A 21536-nucleotide genomic window follows, 5' to 3' on the forward strand; every position below is an offset into this window, starting at 1 on the left:
TCCTGTCCGCTTGTGAAGAAAAACGTTACCGTTGGTTGAAATGGTTCGCAATTAATAAAAAATTAATACTGGGTGCTGCCAAATTCGGTTTTTCAGCAATTTCTGACTTTTGTTCGACAGTCCGTCACGAAGCGTGAAACTTGCCATTGCAGCAGACAGCCCTTTTGCACGCCCATCAAGGATAGACCATGAGCCTACCTTCGCTGGCTGATCTTCCAGCCATCCTGCTGCCCATAGCGTCCCGCGTTCAACAATCGCTACATACCGCTCTTGTAGCGCTCGAAGATGACAGCCTCGCGCTTTTCGACGCCTGGCCCGCTTCACGTCGCGCCGCCTGGGAGCGGGTCTGCGCGGCCAGTGACTTCGTTGCCGAGCAGTGCATTCGTGATCCGCGCATGCTCATCGAACTGGCTGAATCCGGCGAGCTGGAGCGCTCCTTCGCCGATGGCGAGATGCGCGCGCAGATCGCCGAGGCGACCACCGCCGCCATTACCGAAGATGAGCTGGGGCGTAATCTACGTCGCCAGCGTACGCGCCAGCAAGTGAGGATTATCTGGCGCGATCTGACGCGCCAGGTTGATCTGGTGCAGACCTGCCGCGAGCTGTCGGCGATGGCCGATGCCTCTATCGATCTGGCTTATCAGTGGCTGTACGAGCGTCATTGCCAGCAGTTCGGCGTGCCCACCGGGCGACGCAGCGGCGAGCCGCAACAGATGGTCATTCTGGGCATGGGCAAGCTCGGCGCAGTGGAACTGAACCTTTCGTCGGATATTGACCTGATCTTCGGTTATCCCGAGGGCGGCGAGACGGTTGGCGTGAAGCGGCCACTGGATAATCAGGAGTTTTTCATCCGCCTGGGCCAGCGCCTGATCAAGGCGCTGGACCCGGTCACGGTCGACGGTTTCGTGTTCCGCGTCGATATGCGCCTGCGGCCTTATGGGTCGGCGGGGGCGCTGGTGCTCAGCTTCAACGCCCTTGAACAGTACTACCAGGACCAGGGCCGCGACTGGGAACGCTACGCCATGATCAAGGCACGTGTAGTGGGTGGCGATCAGGTCGCCGGGGCGCAGTTGCTGGAAATGCTGCGTCCCTTCGTCTACCGGCGTTATCTGGACTTTTCCGCCATCGAAGCGCTGCGCACCATGAAGCAGCTGATTCAGCAGGAAGTGCGGCGCAAGGGCATGGCCGACAATATCAAGCTGGGTTCCGGCGGCATTCGCGAAGTCGAGTTTATCGCCCAGGCCTTCCAGCTGATTCACGGTGGCCGCGACCTGAGCCTGCAACAACGCCCCTTGCTCAAGGTGCTCAAGACCCTCGAAGGCCAGGGTTATCTGCCCGGCGCGGTCACTGACGAACTGCGCGAAGGCTACGAGTTCCTGCGCTATACCGAACACGCCATTCAGGCGATTGCCGACCGCCAGACCCAGATGCTGCCCGACGGCGACCGGGATCAGGCGCGCATTGCCTTTATGTTGGGTTTCCCGGACTGGGCCAGCTTCCACGAAAAACTCATGTACTGGCGTGGCCGGGTCGACTGGCACTTCCGCCAGGTCATCGCCGACCCGGATGGCGACGATGCTGCGCAAGATGAAGCGGAAATCATCGGCGGCGAGTGGTTACCGCTGTGGGAAGAATCCCAGGATGAAGAAAGCGCCTGCCGGCAGTTGACCGAGGGTGGCTTTGTCGACGCGGCCAAGGCCCTCAAGCGCCTTACCGATCTGCGCCACAGCCCGCAATTGCGCGCCATGCAGCGCTTGGGTCGCGAGCGTCTGGACGCCTTTATTCCGCGCCTGCTGGCCCAGGCGGTTGAACACGATAATCCGGACCTTGTGCTTGAACGGGTGCTGCCCCTGGTCGAGGCCGTGGCGCGGCGTTCGGCTTATCTGGTGCTGCTCACGGAAAACCCCAACGCCCTGCGCCGCCTGCTGACGTTGTGTGCTGCCAGCCCGTGGATCGCCGAACAGATCGCCCGCTTCCCGCTGCTGCTCGACGAACTGCTCAATGAAAGCCGTCTGTTCAGCCCGCCCCAGGCCCTTGAGCTGGCGGCGGAGTTGCGCGAGCGTCTGACCCGGATCCCGGAAGACGACCTCGAACAGCAGATGGAAGCCCTGCGCCACTTCAAGCTGGCCCACGGCCTGCGCGTTGCTGCGTCGGAAATCACCGGCAGCCTGCCTTTAATGAAAGTCAGCGACTACCTGACCTGGCTGGCCGAAGCGATCCTGGAGCAGGTGCTGGCACTGGCCTGGAATCACTCGGTCGCTCGCCACGGTACCCCGGCGCGACCGGATGGCAGCCTGTGCAACCCCAGTTTCGTGATTGTCGGTTATGGAAAGCTGGGCGGCATCGAGCTGGGTCATGGCTCGGATCTGGACCTGGTGTTCATCCACGACGGTGACCCTCACGCCGAGACCGACGGCGCTAAACCTATCGATGGCGCACAATTCTTCACTCGACTGGGCCAGCGCATCATTCATATGCTCACCACCCAGACCAACTCCGGGCAGCTGTATGACGTCGATATGCGTCTGCGTCCATCCGGTGCCTCGGGGTTGTTGGTGAGTTCCCTCGGCGCATTTTCCCGCTATCAGGAAAACGAAGCCTGGACCTGGGAGCATCAGGCGCTGGTGCGGGCGCGGGTCTTGGTCGGCAGCCCGGATGTGCGGGCGGCCTTTGAAGACATTCGCGCGCAGATCCTCGGTCGCGAGCGGGATCTGGCTAAGTTGCGTCAGGAAGTCAGCGAGATGCGCGCCAAGATGCGCGACAACCTCGGCACCAAGGGCACGACAGCCGGGACAGGGGCCAACGCCTTCCTGGCCACTGCGGCCTTTGATCTCAAGCAGGATGCCGGTGGTATCGTCGATATCGAATTTATGGTGCAATACGCGGCTCTGGCGTGGTCCAGGGAACACCCGGCACTGCTGCGTTACACCGATAACATTCGCATTCTGGAGACGCTGGAGCAGCTTGGTCTGATGGCCGAAGCCGATGCCAGTCTGCTGCGCGAGGCCTATAAAGCCTACCGCTCCGCCGCCCACCGCCAGGCCCTGCAGAAAGAGGCCGGCACCGTGCGCGGTGACCAGTTCGAGGTCGAGCGGCGTGAGGTGATGCGGATCTGGGCGGGGATGGGCTTGAGCTGATTCACAAATGTTTGGGCGAGTCCTGTGGAAGCGAACTCTGTGGGAGCGAATTCATTCGCGAATGGATACCCCCAAGCGCTGGAGATGCGTCGGCTCTGCCGGCCTCTTCGCGGATAAATCCGCTCCCACATGGATTGCGTTGATCCCCCGACACCTGCGCATGTGTCAAAGCTATGACAGGGAGGCGTCAGCCTCCCTGATCGTTTCTGGTCGTTTTTGGATAAAGCATGAGAATTTTGATCATTGGACCCAGCTGGGTCGGTGACATGGTGATGGCACAAACCTTGTTCCAGTGCCTGAAGCAGCGTCATTCCGAGTGCGAAATCGATGTGCTGGCCCCGGAGTGGAGCCGACCTATCCTTGAGCGCATGCCCGAAGTGCGCGCCGCCTTGAGCTTTCCGCTCGGCCATGGCGCACTGGAGCTGGCAACTCGCCGCCGTATCGGCCGTTCGCTCAAGGGTCAGTATGACCAGGCCATCCTGCTGCCCAATTCCTTGAAGTCGGCGCTGGTGCCGTTCTTTGCCGGTATTGCCAAGCGCACCGGCTGGCGTGGCGAGTTCCGCTACGGCCTGCTTAACGATGTGCGTACCCTCGATAAAGCCCGCTATCCGCTGATGATCGAGCGTTTCATGGCCCTTGCCTTTGATCGCGGCGCTGATTTGCCGACGCCCTATCCGCGCCCGAGCCTGCGTATCGACCCTTTAAGCCGCGACGCTGCGCTGGCCAAGTTCGGCCTGAGCCTGGATCGCCCGGTACTGGCGCTGTGCCCCGGCGCCGAGTTTGGCGAGTCCAAGCGCTGGCCCGCCGAGTACTACGCCGAAGTCGCCGAAATGCGCATTCGCCAAGGCTGGCAGGTCTGGCTGTTTGGTTCGAAGAAAGATTTCCCCGTAGGCGAAAGCATCCGCGAGCGGCTGATTCCCGGCCTGCGCGAAGAAGCCAGCAACCTCAGTGGCGATACTTCTCTGGCCGAAGCGATCGACCTGATGTCGTGTGCCGATGCTGTGGTCTCCAACGATTCCGGGCTGATGCACGTCGCCGCCGCGCTGAACCGGCCGCTGGTGGCGGTCTACGGCTCGACGTCGCCGGGCTTTACGCCGCCGCTGGCTGATCAGGTGGAGATCGTCCGCCTGGGCCTGGAATGCAGCCCTTGTTTCGAGCGCACCTGTCGCTTCGGCCATTACAACTGCATGCGCCAACTGGAGCCCGCCCCGGTGCTCGAGGCCTTGCAGCGTGTAGGCGGCCAGCCCGCGGAGGTCGTCTGACTTGCGGGTCCTGCTGATCAAGACCTCGTCCCTGGGCGATGTGATCCACACCTTGCCCGCCCTGACCGATGCCGCACGCGCCGTGCCGGGTATCGAGTTCGACTGGGTGGTGGAGGAAGGCTTCGCCGAGATCCCCAGCTGGCACCCGGCGGTCAACGCAATCATTCCAGTGGCGATTCGTCGCTGGCGCAAAAGTATCTGGCAGACCTGGCGCAGCGGTGAGTGGAAACGTTTCAAGCAACGTTTGCGCGATACCCCCTATGACTTGGTGATCGACGCCCAGGGCCTGCTGAAAAGCGCCTGGCTGACTCGCTACAGCCGCTCGCCGGTGGTGGGCCTGGACCGTGACTCGGCCCGGGAACCCCTGGCCAGCCGCTTTTATAAGCAAGGTTATGCCGTGCCGCGCGGTCAGCATGCGGTGGAGCGGGTGCGCCAACTGTTTGCCCAGGCACTGGGTTATGAAGTGCCCCAGACCACCGGCGATTACGGTTTGCAGCGCAGCCGGTTGGTTGATGCGGCAGATGCTGCTCCCTTCGTGCTGTTCCTGCACGGCACCACCTGGGCCACCAAACACTGGCCGGAGCTGTATTGGCGGCAACTGGCCGAGCGCCTGATCGCCCAGGGCCTGCAGGTGCGCCTGCCGTGGGGTAATGTCGTCGAGCGTGAGCGCGCCGAGCGGATTGCCGAGGGGCTGGAGCAGGCGCAGGTACTGCCGAAACTGAATCTGGCAGGCGTCGCCAAAGTGCTGGCTCAGGCCCAGGCCTGTGTGGCGGTGGACACCGGCCTTGGTCACTTGGCTGCGGCGTTCGACGTACCGACCCTGTCGCTGTACGGCCCTACCAACCCCGGCCTGAGCGGCGCCTACGGCAAGTCCCAGGTGCATCTGGCCGGCGATTACCCGGCCTGCGCGCCGTGTATGCAAAAGAAATGCACCTACCAACCGACGCCCGATGATCAGGCGCGGCTGGACCTAAAACGCGAGTGGCCGGTGTGCTTCACTCGTTTGAATCCCGAGCGGGTAGCGAGCCAACTGGGCGCGCTGTTGCTGGCAAAGGAAGCAGGCTGATGCAACTGGCTTTTGTGCTGTACAAATATTTCCCCTTCGGTGGCTTGCAGCGTGATTTCATGCGTATTGCCCTGGAGTGTCAGCAGCGCGGGCATCAGATCCGCGTCTATACCCTGATCTGGGAAGGCGATGTGCCGCCCGGTTTCGAGGTGTTGGTGGCACCGGTCAAGGCGCTGTTCAACCATCGGCGCAATGAAAAGCTTACCGACTGGATGAACGCCGATCTAGCCAAGCGCCCGGTGGACCGGCTGGTCGGCTTCAACAAGATGCCGGGGCTGGACGTGTACTACGCTGCCGACGGCTGCTTTGAAGACAAGGCACAAAACCTGCGCCACTCGCTGTATCGCCACTGGGGCCGCTACCGCCACTTCGCCGAATACGAGCGTTCAGTGTTCGGCAAGGACGAAAAAACCCAGGTATTGATGATCTCCGAGGTGCAGCAACCGCTGTTCATCAAGCATTACGCGACGCCGCTGCAACGCTTCCATCTGCTGCCGCCGGGCATCGCCCAGGACCGCCGTGCGCCGAGCGATGCGCCGCAGATCCGCACCGAATTCCGCAAGGAGTTCGGTCTGGCCGACGATGACCTGTTGTTGGTACAGATCGGTTCGGGTTTCAAGACCAAGGGTGTGGATCGCAGCCTCAAGGCCCTGGCCGCCTTGCCTGCGGAACTGAAAAAACGCACGCGGTTGTTTGTAATCGGTCAGGACGACCCCAAAGTATTCCAATTGCAAAGTGCCACATTGGGCCTGGGCGACCACGTCACCTTCATGAAGGGGCGCAGCGATATTCCGCGCTTTCTGTTGGGGGCCGACGTGCTGATCCACCCGGCCTACAACGAAAACACCGGGACCGTGCTGCTTGAAGCCCTGGTGGCCGGGCTCCCTGTGCTGGTCAGCGCAGTGTGTGGCTATGCCCATTACATTGCCGAGGCCAATAGCGGCCTGGTGCTGGATGAGCCGTTTGAGCAACACCAGCTCAATGACTATTTGAGCCGCATGCTCCAGGATAACGCCGCGCGCGTGACCTGGGGGCGCAATGGTCTGGCCTATGCCGAGACGGCAGACCTTTACAGCATGCCGCAGCACGCTGCGGATGTGATTCTGGCGGAGCACTACGGATGAAACTGATCCTTGCTGAACCGTTCAAGAGCCTGTGGCGCGAGCGCGATGCGTTCGAAGCCGTCGAGGCCCTGGACGGCAAGGTCTATCGCGAACTCGATGGTCGGCGCACCTTGCGTACCGAGGTCGACGGGCGCGGTTATTTCGTCAAGATCCATCGCGGCATTGGCTGGGGCGAAATCGCCAAGAACCTGATCACCGCCAAGCTGCCGGTACTGGGCGCGGGCAAGGAGTGGGACGCCGTCGAGCGCCTGCATGAAGTCGGCGTACCGACCATGACCGCCGTGGCCTATGGCGAGCGCGGCAGCAATCCGGCCGAGCAGCATTCGTTTATCGTCACCGAAGAGCTGGCGCCGACCGAAAGCCTGGAAGATGTCAGCATCAACTGGCGCAACCAGCCGCCCGAGCCGCGCATGAAGTGGGCGTACATTGCCGAAGTGGCGCGCCTGGTCGGCATGATGCACCGCGCCGGGGTCAACCACCGCGACTGCTATATCTGCCACTTTTTGCTGCATACCGACAAGCCGGTGACCCCCGAAGACTTCAAACTCTCGGTGATCGACCTGCACCGCGCCCAGACCCGCCGGGTGATCACCCCGCGCTGGCGCAACAAGGACCTGGCTGCGCTGTATTTCTCGGCGCTGGACATCGGCCTGACCAAACGCGACAAACTGCGCTTTCTCAAAGGCTACTTCCAGCAACCGCTACGGCAGATCCTGGCTGAAGAGGCGAAGCTGCTGAAGTGGCTGGAGGTCAAGGCCGAGAAGCTGTATCAGCGCAAGCTGCGTTATGGGGATGCGTTGTGATGAAAAAGCCAGGTTGGAGTGAGCACTGTGGGAGCGATTGTGGGAGCGAATTCATTCGCGAAGGCGGTATTTCAGGGGATACAACTGTGTCGAGTTTGCTGGCCTCTTCGCGAATGAATTCGCTCCCACAGAACCCGCTTCCACAGTCGGTCCCACAGAGCAGCAATAATTTCGTCTTGTTTGAGGCGAGGGCCAAATGAGCCACTTCATTGCAGGCAGCGACCAGCCCTTGCTGGCCCGCCATGGCCTGGCTGATTTTCAGTCGCTGTGGGATGTTCAGCTCGATGCGGTTGATGAGCCCAACACCGGACGCGGCGGCTGGAGCAGCGTGTTTCGTCTGGAGCTGGAGGGCAGCGGCTTTTACCTCAAGCGCCAGAGCAACTACCTGACCCACACCTTGCACCACCCGTTTGGCGAGCCGTCGTTCTCCCGGGAATTCCGCAATATCAGCCGCTACCAGAAGCTCGGCATTCCGGCATTGCAGGCGGTGTTCTTTGGCGAGCAGAAGATCAAGGGCGAACGCCGGGCGATACTGATGACTCGAGCCCTGGATGGCTGGACCGATCTCGATACCCTGTTGCAGGGCTGGGCCGAGCAGCCGCTGCCTGCACGCCGGGCGATCCTGCAGGCCTGCGGGCAACTGGCGCGCACGCTGCACGGCGCCGGGCAGATCCACGGTTGTTTTTATCCGAAGCATATTTTCCTGCAGGCGGTGGGCAATGCTTACCGTGCGCAACTGATTGATCTGGAGAAGACGCGGCCGATCCTGTTCGGTCAGCGTGATCGCATCAAGGACCTGGAACCGCTGCTGCGCCGTGCGCCGATGTGGCAGGAGGCGGACGTTCGCGAGTTGCTTGCGGTGTATCTGCATGGCGACAGCAACAGCGCCGAGGCCGATACCTGGTTCGAGCGTCTGGGCCGGCGCGGCAGCCATAAGCGCCGTGAGCAGCACAGTGCCTGATTTGATCTGGAGCGATATCTGTGGGAGCGAATTTATTCGCGAAGGTGTCGGCACGTTCTGTATCCATGCGCCTGACAGACCGTATTCGCGAATAAATTCGCTCCCACAATTGATCGGGTGCATCCGGGCATGGGTACCCATGTTTACAAGATTGTTTGACGAGAATCCCCGCTGATGCGTTTGTCTGAACTCAAGTCGGCCGGGCGCACCCCGGCATTGCCGATCAGCCTGGCCCTGGCCGATGCCGCCGGGCCTGCCGAGCTGCAATTGTTGACGCTGTTGCGGGTGTTGCCAGGCCAGCGTTATGTCGGCGCGGGTGTCTGGCGTGGGCGGCCGGTGTTGGCCAAGTTGCTGGTCGGTAACAAGGCCGCGCGGCATTTTCAGCGCGAGCGCGATGGTGCGCGGTTGCTGGCCGAACAGGGCATGACTACGCCTTTGTTGCTGGCCGATGGCTTGCAGGATGGAGAGGGCGGCTGGCTGTTGTTCGAGCTGCTGGAAAATGCCCAGGGCCTGGGCAATGCCTGGGCCGCTGTCGAGAACCTGCCGGCGCTGGCCGACGAGCAAAGCGCAGTGCTCAGTGAGGCGCTGGCAGCCATCGGCCAGTTGCATGCTAAAGGCCTGTGGCAGGCCGATCTGCACCTGGACAACTTGATGCGCGCCAATGGCCTGCTCTACCTCATCGATGGCGGCGGGGTCATGGCTGAGCAGGCCGGGCAGCCGTTGTCGCGGCAGAAGGTGCTGGAAAACCTCGGCGTGTTCTTCGCCCAGTTGCCACGCACCCTTGAGCCGTTCACCGAAGAGCTGTTGGTGTATTACCTGCTGAGCAACGGCGAGCACGCGCTGCCGCTGGAAGCCCTGCAGAAGCAGATCGACAAGGTGCGTGACTGGCGCCTCAAGGATTTTCTCGACAAAAGCACCCGCGATTGCAGCCTGTTCAGCGTCAACGACACGGCCTTCGAACTGCGGGCGATTCGTCGCGAAGAAGAAGCGGCAATGCTGCCGGTGCTGGCTCAGGCTGACGGTCTGCTCGATCAGGGCCATCTGTACAAGACCGGCGGCGCCGCCAGTGTCGCGCGGGTCGAAGTGGCGGGTCGGGCGTTAGTGATCAAACGCTACAACATCAAGAATTTCGCCCATTGGCTCAAACGTTTCTGGCGCCCGAGCCGGGCCTGGCATTCCTGGCGCGAAGGCAATCGCCTGACCTTTCTCGGCATCGCCACGCCCAAGCCGCTGGCCTTGCAGGAGCAGCGCTTCATGGGGCTGCGGCGCAAGGCTTATCTGGTCACCGAATACCTGTCGGGCCCGGACATCATCGAACGCTTCGCCCCTTATGTTGAGTCGGGCGCGGTGCCGCAAAGCGAATTGCAGGCACTGGACATGCTGTTCGCGCAATTGCTGCGCGAGCGCATTAGCCACGGCGACTTCAAGGGCCACAACCTGTTCTGGCATGACGGGCGCTGGTCGATGATCGACCTTGATGCCATGTGCCAGCACCGCTCCCAGGCATCCTTTGCGACGGCCTTCGCCAGGGACCGTGCGCGTTTCATGCGTAACTGGCCGGTTGACAGTGCGCTGCACCAATTGCTGGAGCAGCGCCTGCCCAAGGTTCCTGTGGCTTGAGCTGAGCGCTTTAACGGATGTGGCTCAGCCCCGCCTGCCTGAGGCTCGTAATCAGGTCGTCAAGGTCTGCGAACGTCCGGCCATTGATAGTCGCCCAGCGACTTCTTGGCAGCGACACCCGACCTTGGGCATCGGTCTGTACATGGGTGCGATAAATCGCCATGTCCCGTGAGCGATGCACGACTTGGTGCTGCCCGTCAGCGCCTTGCTCGATCAGGAACATTCCCGGTCGGGACAGGCGCTGTTCGATCGGGCTGGTCCGGGGGCTGGCGGCCTGCGGCCGCACGGTTTCCAGGGTGATCCTGAAGTCGCCCCTGACAAAGTGTTGTTCCATGCTGAGCGAGTCCCTGAGCAATTCGCCAGTATCAGCCATCACCGTATTGCCAGCTCCCGGCTTGACGTCGACCACTCGTACGCCGATGCCGCCCTGCAATTCGGCAATGCCCGGCACCAGCTTCTTGTAGAGATTGGTATGGGTGTTGCCAACCAGGGCAATCCATTTGTGCTGCCCGGTGACCTCTTGATGCCTGGTGATTTTGCGCGCGGCAAAGTAGCTCAGCATTTGTTGTCGTGAGGTGGGGGCCGGATCGCGCAGACCCTTGAGGTAATAACTGGCGACACAGTCGATGGCGCAGATTTCCATGCCGTGCTCGCGCGCCTTGATTACCAGTTTTTCGAAGGTATAGACCTGGGTGGGGTCCGTGCGGTGGCCGCGGTCCAATACCTTCAGGTCATGCAATAGGCGCTTGCTCATATGGCCGGTATCGGCAAAGCGGTCCAGGTCGGCCTGATGCAGATCGCTCAGCAGATGTTCCAGATACAGGGTTTTGACGTTCTGCTGCGAGAGCGCGGGCAGGTTGTCGATCAGCAGTTTTTTGCTGGCGATCGAGCTGTGTGATTCGCCTATGACCACGCCATCGGTGTGCACATACAGGCTGCCGAGGAAGTCCGCCGGACGTGTGTCGGGTTGTACCTCGGGTAGTATCGGACGCGGCGGCAATTCGCGGATGACAATCTGCTGGGCATCCCTATGCAGCGCCGTGCGTCGGGCAAAGAACAGGTCCTGGACCAGTTCCTGTTGATCATTGGCCTGGCGGTAGTCCTGGTCCAGCCCGCGCTTTTGAAAGTTCGCCAGATCGTGCAGGGTCTCGCCATGCAGGGCGGGTATCTCGTAGTCCGCATCGATCATCGACAGTTGCAATGGTGTCGGCGCGTTATCGGTTTTCCAGTGCCGGGGATCGACACGCTGCCAGCCGTCGGCATCACTCCATCTGAAGCCCTGATCGCCGGGATAGGGGTTGTCGATGGCGATAACGGGTTGATCGGTCAGGTACTGGTGCAGGGCATCGTCTATTTTGCTGCCCGGGCCGAAGGACGTGACGCTATCAGGCGAAGCGCGCCGGGGAGCCGGGCCGGTCATCTCAAGGCTGAAATCACTGCGAATGGTCACGTCGTCCACCGGCGCTCCATCTATGTCCGGACGGATCACCGGCTTGCCCGAGCCGGGCTTGCCGTGCACGCGCAGACTGATCGCGCCTTCGAGTTCGCTGATGCCCGGCACGCCTCTGTGGGTGTTGGCCAGTTTCTGATCGAGCAAGGCGATCCAACGACGGTCCGGTTGGGCCTGGATATCCCCGGAGATCAGTTGGTGGCCAAAGAAGTTGCTCATTTTTTGCCCGGCAGCATCGTCGCCAGCGGCACCAGGCACCGGATGACTGTTGTGGGGGTAGCTGACGTTGGAACTGAAGGGGCGGACTTCGATGCCGTTGCGGTGCGCGACCTTGACCAGATGGTAGTAGTCGAATTCGCGCGAGGCATTGTCCAGGGCACCATCATTGAGCAGGTTAAAGTGCTGCTTGATCTCATGGGAGCCTGCCCGGCTGTTACTGGAGAGCTTCCGATATTTGGCGAGCTTCTGCAGGTGCTGGTCGGTGAACAGGTGCTCGATATACAGGATCTTGACGTCATGTTTGGCCAGGGCAGCCATGTTCTCAATCAGCAGACGCTTGCTGACGACAGACTTGGGCGCTTCGCTGATGACCAGGCCGTTGGTCTGTTTGAAGCACTCTTGAACAAGTCCTTCGAAATCAGTCTCTGCTGCCAGATCCGGTAAGGCTGGCCGCCTGACCGCTGCAGGGGCGGCGAAGTAAGCCTTGGCGTCGTTATAAAGCTTGTCGCGCATTGCAGAGTATTTGTTACGTATGTCGGCATAAACGACGGCGAAGTAATCTCCCACCACGGGATCAATATCGTATTTGCTGATCACAATGTTATTGGCATGGTGATGCATCTCTTCGGGGAGCTGGTAATCGTCCAGGCGCGTAATGGCGGTTTCCTGTGACGGGATTCGCTCCAGTGGCAGCTGACTATATCTATCCATGCCGCCGCGCAGGCGCAGGGGTGCGCTGAGATGCCAGTTGCCTTGGGCGTCAAGATGCACCGGTTTCTTGCCATAAAAAGCGTACGGATTGGTCGGGTCGATGATGTTCCAGGTGCGCAAGCGGGCGTCGTATTGCACTTGGTAGACCTGCCCGTTGAGGTCGATGCAGGGCTTGTTGTCGACGATGCGCACGCCCTTGGCATGCGGGGGCTGGGCCGGCCAGCCGGCGCTCAGGGAAACCTTGACGGGGACCGGTTGTGGCGGGTTCGTTTCGTGACCCAGCGGACGCCACATACCGTTGGCATCGCGACGTGCGAATTGGCCTGTGGCGTGCAGTTCCTGTGAGCCATCGGACAGGCTGCGGAACAACGGTGCGTAACCTTCGGCGACCGGCTTGCCCAGCCAGAAGCTTTCTTCGGCCAGTATCACTGGATACAGGTCGATCTTCCTGCCGATTTGCACAGGTTGCCTGATCGATTGCAGTGTCTTTACGCGACCGTGGCTCGGCTTGAGTTTGTGCAGCAAGGCACCGAAACCTTTGACGCCGGAGTGCAGGTCGCCAATGGCGCCGAGGCTGTTGAACAGTGAGGTGAGGATGTAGGCGCTGGCCGCCTCGTGATTGCCATTGGTCAGGGCTGTGACAGCACGCAGGCTGTCATGGAAGGCCAGCAGGGCGCCCACGGCAAAACTGGCGGGCGGGAAGGGCAGCGTCATGGCCGTGGCAATCAGCTCGACGCTGGTCCAGACCAATGCGCTCAGCATGTCGTGACGACCGGTGGTGGTGTCTTCGACATCGCGGATTTTGCGCTCCAACGGGCGGTTGTAGCAGATATCCTGAAGGTCGCTGAACCATTCCCGAGGGATGAACGGCGGCTTGTTGGCCCCGCCTTTTTTCATGTCATTGAGGAAAAACGACAGTGTCCTGCGCGCCGCCAGTCGGCAACGATCCTTGTAGTAATCAACCATGCCGGGCTGTTGCAGCGAAGTGACGAAATCGGCAAACAGGCGAAACTCGACGCCGTCGGGCGCCTGGGGCGTGTACAGCAATGCGGCCTGGCGGATGCGGGTCGGCAGCACCACGAAGCAGCCTTGCACGGTCTCGATGTGAATCAGTACCGGTGCGGGAACTATCAATTGGTCGATCCCTTCCAGCCCCGAGCCAATAAAGGGCTTGTCGATGTGCAGTTGCAGCGGGAACAACGGGAAGTCTTCGCGGGTTTGCTTGTCATTCAGTTGCAGCCTGTCCAGGGATGCCCGCAGCCATTGATACTGCGGTGCGTCGATATGGCCTTTGAGCAGGCTGCGCAGGGCGGCGGCCTGCATGTGCAACTGGTTGATCAGCAGGCTGGTCTGGCGGCGGTAGTCGTAGCCGACTGATTCTGGGTCTAGCAGGTTGCTGCGGATCTGCGCGATGTAATCGTCGGCGAGCCATTTGCCATGAACCGACCGGGCTACTTTCTGCGGCGTCAGCGGACTCAGGTCCACTCCTTCCGGGCCCTTGAAAGTGGCCAAGGTGTCGGCGCCGGCGCTGAACAGGCCGAGGCTGTCGTCATAACCGTTGCGCAGCATCTGGGTGTAGCTGAGGGTTTCGCGCTCGGAGGTGATGATGATCTGATCCGGATCGACTTGACCGTCGGCCAGACCCAGCAATTGGTTGATCTTCTGGCTGGCGCGTTGATGCACGTAGGCTTCGAAGTCCGGCACCTGACTGTGGGATTTGTCGGTGTAGTGCTCTTCAGCGGCCCAGGCAGCCTGCTCAAGGGCGAGCAGTTCCTGGCGTTGCTCGGTGCTGGCGCGGATGAGCCAGGCAGGTGTGTGTCGGGCCTGTTCGGCCATGGCGACGCGCAGTTGTTCCGAGACCAGTGCACTCAAACCCTGGCTGTAGTCCCCTGCCGTCAGCAGCTGCATGAAATTTTCCGGCGGGTAGGGCTTCAGACGCAACGCTGCGAGCTGGGCCTGCAAGCGCGGCTGGCCGGATGCTTCGACCTGTTGGACCAGGTAGTCGCTCATCGGCGCAAGCGCGCTCCAGCTCACCAGTTCATGCAGCAGTTGTGTTTCGTTGGCTAAGCCCTTGAACAGCTGCGCCTGCGGCGCGTCGGCGGCAAACAGCACCAGGCGCTCGGGGCGACCCTGAGCATCGTCCTTGCGCAGTACCAGCAGTTTGCTCGGGATGTCCTGGCCATTGAGCCTGAGCAGTTGCAGCTTCACCGCCGGGTCGCTGGTCTGGCCGGAAATACTTTCGACGATGCCCAGCTCCTCTTGCGAGATATGGCCCTGCATCCAGGCGGTATAGGCCAGCGCGCCGAGTTGCTTGCGGATCAGTTCGCGAATCAGTTGCTGTTTGTGTTTGAGGGCGAAGGTGCGGCGCTGGATCTCACCGAACGTCACGCGCAGATTCAGCTCGTCGATCAGGCGGGCGATGTAGGTGGGGGTGAGCAGCGGATAGTCCGCAGCGATGGGGGCGTCGTCCAGGCTGAGATGGGTCTGGGTCAGGAATGCCGAACCCTCGCTGCGATCCTGCGGGTGCAGGCCGTACAGCGCCAGTTGCACGAGCGAATGGCTGACGGTGTAGCTTTCGCCGGTCAGGGGCAAGGTGCGTTGGGTGCTGACAATGAGGTCCTGAGGGGCCAGGTCGTAACCCAGGTCGGTGGCCAGGCTTGTACGCAGGCGGATATCGGCGAACTGCTGCGGCGAGGTCGCGCCGTCCATGGCACTGAGCAGCAAGGTGCGGGTCTGGTCGTAGCCCTGCAGGCGCTGCTGGCAGGTCTGCTGCTCGGCGCTGTTGGCGTGTCTGAACCAGTGCGGTAGCTGCTTGCGCTGCCTGGCTTCGATATAGGCCAGTTCGCGCAGCTCCAGCACGGCGATGGGGCCGAGCAGGCCGCGCATGGCGATGGCCTGATTGACGAGCGTCGCCTGTTTGCCGGTTGTGCAGGCGTGACGCACGTCCGCACGTTGCTTATGCCGCTGACGATCAAGGCTGTAATGGAACGGATTACCCGTGATGGCCTGCAACTGCACATCGCTCGCCTGGAAGTCGGGCAGGAACAGCTCCGGGTCGGCATTGATGGTCTGGAAGATGTCTTGAAAGTGCTGCTCGGCGTTTCTCAGCACAGTGCCGCGCAGGTTGCTGTCATTCAGCCAGGAGGCGATGGTTTCGCTCATGGCACTGCGGCTGGCAAAGCCCAGCAGGCCGACACCGGGCAGCCACAGCAAGGTAGGCCCCTGGCCATGGCACATGACCAGCGCCCCGGTGATTTCGGCGTCGTTGTCTTCATTGAACTGCACATATAAGGAAAACGCCGACACCGGCCCATCGGGTTGCGGCTCGGCGGTTGCAGGCAGGCAAACGCGGTAGCGGGCGTCGAGGTCGCCTTCGTGGACCTTGAGCGTCATTTCGGCGCGCAGCGCCTGTTCCATGCTGATTGCCAGCGAGGTGTGACGGCTTTGCCAATAGTCGTCCAACTGCTGCAGCAGAGCGTCGAGATGGCGTTCGACTGCAACGGTGTCGGCGCTTGCCATCGCATCCAGCAGGGCTGTGTCGGCCTGGGGCAATGATGTGAGTTGATCTTCGAAGGTCTGGCTCTGTTGATCGAGGCTTGCCAGTGCGGCAGAGGCGGCAGCCAGCCCGGCGCCGCTGCCGGTGGAGATGGGCGTATAGGTTGTCATGGGATCCTGCTTGTCAAAAAAAAGGTGTGGCGGCAGGGGCGCCACGGCCCCTGGATTCATGAGGGGTAATCAATCAGGAGTGGCGAGGGTGTTGGGAGTAGATAGTTAAACGACGGGAAATTTGGTCGAGCGTAATTCCGTAGGAGCGTCTTCAGCCGCGAGGGCCTCCTCCCGGCTAAAGCCGGTCCTGCGGTGTGGGGCGCGGGATTTGTGTCGCCCCGACCATATCCCTTGTCATTAGGCTATAATCCCGCGCTTTAGCTGCTCACCGCGCCCTGTGCGGGAGCACATACTTCCCAGGCGCCTGCCGCCTGCAAGCAGACTCAAGAGGCTAGACCCAGTGGCATTGACGATCCTTGGCCTGTCCGGCGCCCTTAGCCATGATCCTTCCGCAGCCCTGTATATCGACGGCAAGCTGATTGCAGCCGCCGAAGAAGAGCGCTTTGTGCGCGACAAGCACGCGAAGAACCGCATGCCCTACGAATCGGCGAAGTTCTGCCTGGAACAGGCAGGCATCAAGCCATCCGATGTCGATGTCGTGGCAATCCCTTTCGCACCGATCAGCCTGTTCGGCAAGGCTCGCTGGCACTACGCCAAGCGCTACTGGTATGCACCTGATCGCGCCCTTGACGCGCTGTTGATGGGTAACCGTCGCTACAAGCGCTATCGCAACAAGATTGTCTGGTGTCTCGAGCAATTGGGCTTCGATCCGAAAAAGATCAAGATCGAGCCGGTCGAGCACCACCTTGCCCACGCTTCCAGCGCCTACCACTGCTCCGGTTTCAAAGAGAAAACCGCGATCATGGGCATCGACGGCAAGGGTGAGTACGCCACGACCTTCTTCGGTTACGGCGAAAACGGCCGTATCCACAAGATCAAGGAATTCTTCGACCCGGACTCCTTGGGTGGCCTGTATGGCGCGATCACTGAATTCCTCGGCTTCGAGATGCTCGACGGCGAGTTCAAGGTCATGGGCATGGCGCCGTATGGCGATGCCAGCAAATATGATTTCTCGCGCCTGGCGACTTTCGAGAACGGCGAACTGGTGATCAACACCGAACTGGCCAACGTCATCGGCCTGCGTCGTTACAAAGAGAAGGGCAAGGGCTTCTACTTCTCGCCAAAACTGATCGAGTGGCTGGGCCCGAAACGCGAAGGCGATATCGCTGACGAGCCGTACATCCACTACGCGGCCAGCATGCAGGCGCTGTTCGAGAAACTGGCGCTGCAGATGATGGACCACTACCTGGGGGATATCCTCAAGGAAACCGGCAAGATCGCCTTTGCCGGTGGTTGTGCACTGAACGTCAAGCTCAACCAGCGCATCATCGCCCGCCCTGAGGTCAAAGAACTGTTCGTTCAGCCTGCCTCCGGCGACGCCGGTACTGCGGTGGGGGCAGCGGCCTATGTGTCCCACGCCCGTGGTGTGCCGGTTGAGAAGATGGAGCACGTCTACCTCGGCCCGGCCTACAGCAACGAAGATGTGATCGCTGCCTGTGCCCGTCACCCGAGCAAGCCGGTGTGGCGCCAGATCGAAAACACGCCTGAGCGCATCGCCAAAATCATGGTCGAAGGCAATCCGGTAGCCTGGTTCCAGGGCCGCATGGAGTTCGGTCCGCGGGCCCTGGGCGGTCGTTCGATCATCGGTTGCCCGAGCGTCGCTGGCGTGGCTGACCGCATCAACCATCAGATCAAGTTCCGCGAGCGCTGGAGGCCTTTCTGCCCGTCGATGCTCGACACCGTGGCGCCGCAGATGATCAAGATCGATCACCCTGCGCCCTTCATGACCTTCACCTTCGAAGTGGCTGAAGAGTGGAAGACCCGCGTGCCGGAAGTGGTCCACGAAGACGGTACGTCCCGTGCCCAGGTGCTCAAGCGCGAGTACAACCCGCGCTACTACGACATGATGAAAGCCCTGGAAAACCTCACCGGCAACGGTGTGTCGCTGAACACCTCGCTGAACCGCCGTGGTGAGCCGATGATCTGCTCGCCGACCGATGCGTTGAACATGTTCTTCGGCTCGGACCTCGAGTACCTGATCATGGAAGACATCCTGGTGGTCAAAGACGGCGTGGAACTCTATGACACGGTCGGCTGAACGCCGAGTCCTGCAGTTCTGCCACGGCTATGACGGGCCGTTTCTCGACTGCGCCCGGCAGTACGCCAGCCTGTTCGCGGGCAAGGGCTACCGGGTTACCACGGTCTTTTTGACCGGTGCAGCCGATTCCGAAGTGGCGACGTCCTGCGCTTCGGATGAAGTACTGTTCATGGAATACAGCTCCCAGGCCATCCGTGGCCTGAAGCTGGGGGCGATCCGAGATCTGCGGCGGATCGTCGCTTCACGCAATTTCAGTTTCTGCATCGCCCATCGCTTCAAGCCGGTGTACATCGCCTTGCTGGCGACGAGTCTGCCGGTGATCGGCGTGCATCATGCCTTTGGCGATTATCAGCGTCGTTCGCGCAAGTTGTTTGCCCACCTGTTTCGTCAGCGCCTGAGCCTGCTCGGCGTGTCCGATGCGGTGCGCGACGACATGCGCAAAAGCCTGCCGAAGTGGCCGCAAGAGCGCATCGAGACGCTGTACAACCGCATCGATATCCAACCGTTGCAAGCCAGCCAGCTATCCGCCGCGCAGGCCCGTGAAGAAATGGGCCTGGCACCGTCGGCCTGGGTGGTCGGCAATGTCGGGCGGCTGCACCCGGACAAGGATCAAGCCACGCTGCTGCGCGGATTTGCCAAGGCGTTGCCGGATTTGCCCGCCAACAGTCAGTTGGTGATTCTCGGCAAGGGCCGTCTCGAAGAGCGCCTCAAGCAGCAGGCGCTCGAACTAGGTATTGGCGCTCAGGTGCTGTTTCCCGGGCAGATCGCCGACGCTCGCCGCCTGTTCAAGGCATTTGACGTGTTTGCCCTAAGCTCCGATCACGAACCCTTCGGCATGGTCCTGCTGGAAGCCATGGCCGCTGGCGTGCCGCTGATTGCGACGTCTTGTGGTGGCGCCAGGGAAGTGGTCGAGGGTGTTGGCGTGCTGTTCCCGTTGGGCGATGCCGATCGTCTGGCCCAGGGCCTGGTGCATCTGTCGCGCCTCGATGACGCGCAGCGTGAGGCTTGTGCCGAATTGATGGATCTACGGCTGCTCGAGCGCTTCAGTGATCAGGCGGTGCGCGATGTGTTCTGGCACTTGCCGCAAGTCAGCCGCCTGCTCGTGGGGTCTTGATGCTCAACCGACTCCAAGGCTGGCGCGAGCGTGGCTGGGACCTGATTGACGCGACGACCTACGCTCAGGCGTGGCAGCGTTTTGGCGGTAGCGTGGCGACCCATCCGCTGGTAGTGGAACGTCTGGCCGAACTGGCCGGGATTCCCGTGCGTTATCTGGGCTGGCAGCACAACGGCGAGCTGCAGGCTGCGATTCCTGCCTGGGGTCGTTATCTGGCCCTGTCCAAGGACGTGCTCAAGCGCCACGGCAAGAAGGGCCTGTTCGATCTGGGCAACGCGGAGGTGATCCTGCCGGTGGCTGAGAATGCCCAGGTGCCGGTGCGTCACGCCGCGCGTTATCTGTCCGAACTCAATCAGGGGCGTGTCAGCACCCTCAAGCCCCAGACTGAATCCCTGGCCATGGCGCGGGCGCCGGAAGACCTGTCGAAGAAGTTTCGTTATAACCAGCGCCGCGAACTGCGCCTGCTGGAAGAGGCGGGTGGCGTGGTGCGGCCGGTCAGCGACTTCAGCGGTGCCGAGCTTGCCGCCATCTATTGCGACCTGTTCCAGCGCCGCTGGGGGTTCCCGGCGACGGGTGCCGAGCGTATGGCCGAGGTGGTCGAGCTGCTGCGCGAGCTGCTGATCGGCTCGGTGCTGTTTCTCAATGACGCGCCGATTGCCGTGCAATTGGTCTATCGCGTCGAAGCGCCGAAGTGGATCAGCGTCGAGTACGTCAACGGTGGCGTCGACCCCGAGACCCGCGACTTCAGCCCCGGTAGTGTCTTGAGCTTCCTCAATACGCAAAGCGCCTGGGAGCACGCTCGAACCCTGGACAAACCCCTGCGTTTCTCCTTCGGCCGCGCCGACCGCGAATACAAAGACCGTTGGTGCAACCCCGTGCCGGTATTTCAGTTATGAGCCGCAAGCAGCAGTTGCTCAAGCGCCACCGCCGTAACAAGCGCGTGGCCCTGCTGGTTGCGCTGTTGCTGCTGATTGCTGCAGGCGTATTGCTGGCGTGGTGGCTGATCCCGCTGCTCGCGGTGTTCGGCTGGGTTGCCCATGAAGCCTGGTTTGCCGATCACCTGTTCTACTCGCCGGGCGATGATTACCAGTACAACCTCCCTGCGGATAACGAGGTGGCAGGTGTCACCCTTGAAGGCGGCCGGTTGCAGGTCGTTGCGCCCCTTTCTTTGCGGGGCGACGAAACTCTGGTGCTGGGTTTGACCGTGAAAAGCTCATGGCTGGGGCGTTTCTTCGATCCTGTGATCGAACTGAGCGGCAGCGGTGTTGATGATCGGCAGGCGTTCGAGCGAGGGGTCAGCGGGCTGCGCTACCTCAATCTCACCGGCATGGCCGAGGCGCTGAACTCAGGCAGCCTGCGAGTGCGCGGACGTCATTGCCGGGTGCAGGGGCCGCTAAGCCTGTGGGCCTTTCGCCATGCCGATGCGCGGCAGCAGCGGGTCATGGTCATTGCCCCCCATGCCGACGATGCCGAGCTGGCTGCGTTTGGTCTCTACAGTCAGGCTGCCGATACCTGGATCGTGACCCTGACTGCCGGCGAGATAGAAGCTGAGCATTATCAGCAGATGGGCGTGCCGCGCCCCGAAGCGGCGCGCTTGAAGGGGCGTTTGCGCGCTTGGGACAGCATTGCCGTGCCACGTTGGGGCGGAGTGCCCGAGACACAGTGCGTGCAGCTGGGTTATTTCTGCCTGCAACTACCCGCCATGCAGGCTGAACCGGATCAGGCCATCGCTTCGCGAGAGGCGGACTTGAGCGATACCCGCCTGTTCCGTCAGTTCAATTCCATGACCTTGCCGGGCGATGCCGATGGCGCGCCGACCTGGAATAACCTGCTGGCCGATTTGCGGGCACTGCTTTTGCAAGCACGCCCGCAGGTTTTGGTCATGCCCCACGCGACTATCGATCCACACCCGGACCATATTTGCGCCCAGGCCGCAGTAATGCAGGCGCTGGAGGGACTGGAGTGGCAACCGCAAACGGTGCTTGGGTACGCCAATCACTTGCATGACAACGATCGCTGGCCCATGGGAGATGCCTACAGCGGCATCGCCTTGCCGCCGGTGTTCGATCCTGGATTGCCGTTGGTCCCCTATAGCCTGACCCTCACTGTCGAGCAACAGCGAGACAAGGCTATGGCCCTAGGCATGATGCACGACCTGCAACCGCCAATGCCGCTCAAGCGTAAGCTGCGGCGCGGCATGCAACACCTGTTGGCCGGGCGGCGCTGGCCGGCCGAAGGCGAGAACGAATTCTTCAGAAAGGCCGTACGCCGGCACGAGTTGTTCTGGCGCAGAGATATTTGAATC

At 61.5% G+C, this 21536-nt stretch carries 12 protein-coding genes; 11 read left to right on the forward strand and 1 reads right to left on the reverse strand.

Going from position 1 to position 21536, the window contains the following annotated elements; translation table 11 throughout:
• Positions 1-188: 188 nt before the first annotated feature.
• From glnE to M2401_RS16370, 7 genes are all read left to right on the forward strand, one after another.
• Positions 189-3137, forward strand: a complete 2949-nt coding sequence (gene glnE / locus M2401_RS16340) for a bifunctional [glutamate--ammonia ligase]-adenylyl-L-tyrosine phosphorylase/[glutamate--ammonia-ligase] adenylyltransferase (protein WP_259104380.1) — start codon at positions 189-191, stop codon at positions 3135-3137.
• A 227-nt stretch (positions 3138-3364) separates the two neighbouring features.
• On the forward strand, positions 3365-4399 hold the full coding sequence (gene waaF / locus M2401_RS16345) for a lipopolysaccharide heptosyltransferase II (protein WP_259104382.1): 1035 nt from the start codon (positions 3365-3367) through the stop codon (positions 4397-4399).
• Position 4400: 1 nt separating this feature from the next.
• Positions 4401-5465 carry a lipopolysaccharide heptosyltransferase I gene (gene waaC / locus M2401_RS16350; RefSeq protein ID WP_259104384.1) on the forward strand — a complete coding sequence of 355 codons (1065 nt, stop codon included), beginning with the start codon at positions 4401-4403 and terminating at the stop codon, positions 5463-5465.
• Positions 5465-6589, forward strand: a complete 1125-nt coding sequence (locus tag M2401_RS16355; RefSeq protein WP_259104386.1) for a glycosyltransferase family 4 protein — start codon at positions 5465-5467, stop codon at positions 6587-6589. The genes waaC and M2401_RS16355 overlap by 1 nt, the downstream gene beginning before the upstream one ends.
• Entirely contained in the window at positions 6586-7392 is an 807-nt protein-coding gene (rfaP, locus tag M2401_RS16360; RefSeq protein WP_259104387.1) for a lipopolysaccharide core heptose(I) kinase RfaP, read from the forward strand. Before M2401_RS16355 ends, rfaP begins: the two co-directional genes overlap by 4 nt.
• Positions 7393-7588: 196 nt before the next feature.
• Positions 7589-8353 (forward strand): lipopolysaccharide kinase InaA family protein, encoded by a 765-nt coding sequence (locus M2401_RS16365; protein ID WP_259104390.1) that lies wholly within the window; start codon positions 7589-7591, stop codon positions 8351-8353.
• 174 nt (positions 8354-8527) lie between these two features.
• The gene (locus M2401_RS16370) at positions 8528-9973 is read left to right on the forward strand and encodes a lipopolysaccharide kinase InaA family protein (RefSeq protein WP_259104391.1); all 1446 of its coding nucleotides are present in this window, start codon (positions 8528-8530) and stop codon (positions 9971-9973) included.
• A gap of 10 nt (positions 9974-9983) precedes the next feature.
• Here the strand turns inward: M2401_RS16370 and M2401_RS16375 are convergent, their stop codons facing one another.
• A complete protein-coding gene (locus M2401_RS16375; RefSeq protein ID WP_259104393.1) occupies positions 9984-16019 on the reverse strand; it encodes a membrane-targeted effector domain-containing toxin in 6036 nt (2011 codons plus the stop codon).
• A gap of 340 nt (positions 16020-16359) precedes the next feature.
• Here M2401_RS16375 and M2401_RS16380 point away from each other — a divergent pair, with 340 nt between their 5' ends.
• The 4 genes from M2401_RS16380 to M2401_RS16395 are packed head-to-tail and all read left to right on the forward strand — an operon-like array spanning position 16360 to position 21533.
• Positions 16360-18117: a carbamoyltransferase gene (locus tag M2401_RS16380; RefSeq protein ID WP_259104395.1), complete on the forward strand. Its 1758-nt coding sequence runs from the start codon at positions 16360-16362 to the stop codon at positions 18115-18117.
• Positions 18101-19231, forward strand: a complete 1131-nt coding sequence (locus tag M2401_RS16385; protein ID WP_259104396.1) for a glycosyltransferase — start codon at positions 18101-18103, stop codon at positions 19229-19231. Before M2401_RS16380 ends, M2401_RS16385 begins: the two co-directional genes overlap by 17 nt.
• On the forward strand, positions 19231-20127 hold the full coding sequence (locus tag M2401_RS16390) for an antimicrobial resistance protein Mig-14 (RefSeq protein ID WP_259104398.1): 897 nt from the start codon (positions 19231-19233) through the stop codon (positions 20125-20127). The genes M2401_RS16385 and M2401_RS16390 overlap by 1 nt, the downstream gene beginning before the upstream one ends.
• Positions 20124-21533 carry a PIG-L deacetylase family protein gene (locus tag M2401_RS16395; RefSeq protein ID WP_259104399.1) on the forward strand — a complete coding sequence of 470 codons (1410 nt, stop codon included), beginning with the start codon at positions 20124-20126 and terminating at the stop codon, positions 21531-21533. Before M2401_RS16390 ends, M2401_RS16395 begins: the two co-directional genes overlap by 4 nt.
• Positions 21534-21536 lie beyond the last annotated feature (3 nt).

This window comes from Pseudomonas sp. JUb42, assembly GCF_024807945.1.
In the GTDB taxonomy this organism is placed as follows: Bacteria; Pseudomonadota; Gammaproteobacteria; order Pseudomonadales; family Pseudomonadaceae; genus Aquipseudomonas.